Origin of the sequence: Flavobacterium sp. MEB061 (assembly GCF_000834715.1) — a bacterium.
GTDB classification, from domain to species: Bacteria; Bacteroidota; Bacteroidia; order Flavobacteriales; family Flavobacteriaceae; genus Flavobacterium; species Flavobacterium pectinovorum.
Map to the genome: position 1 here is coordinate 1 of NZ_JXQR01000042.1, position 687 is coordinate 687.

At 39.7% G+C, this 687-nt stretch carries 1 protein-coding gene; it reads left to right on the forward strand.

Going from position 1 to position 687, the window contains the following annotated elements; genetic code table 11:
- Window positions 1–687 (forward strand): Ig-like domain-containing protein (locus RT99_RS17650; RefSeq protein WP_042566068.1); only part of this gene is annotated, 687 nt, incomplete at both ends.

Sequence of the window (687 nt, forward strand, 5' to 3'; positions counted from 1 at the left end):
GCAAATCAATTAATTACAGTTACGGCAGTAAATGATAATCCGGTAGCGGTAAATGACGTTTATACTGTTGCAGAAGATGCGACGGTAACTTTAAATCCATTAGCATTGGATTCTGATCTTGATGGCGATACGTTGAGTATCACTTCAATTGGAGGAACAACACTTACAGGTGGAGTACAAACAATTCCTGTAACTAACGGAACAGTAAATATCTCAGTTGCAGGCGTGATTACTTTTACACCATCGGCAAACTTCAATTCGGCTACAGCTATCAGTATTCCTTATGTAATCAGCGATGGTCATGGCGGAACTGACACGGCAAATCAATTGATTACAGTTACGGCAGTAAATGATAATCCGGTAGCGGTAGATGATATTTATACTGTTGCAGAAGATGCGACAGTAACTTTAAATCCATTAGCGTTGGATACGGATCTTGAAGGCGATACTTTGAGTATTACTTCAATTAATGGAACAACACTTACAGGTGGAGTACAAACAATTCCTGTAACTAATGGAACAGTAAATATCTCGGCTACTGGCGTGATTACTTTCACACCATCGGCAAACTTTAATTCAGCTACGGCTATTAGTATTCCTTATGTAATCAGCGATGGTCATGGCGGAACTGACACGGCAAATCAATTAATTACAGTTACGGCAGTAAATGATAATCCGGTAGCGGTA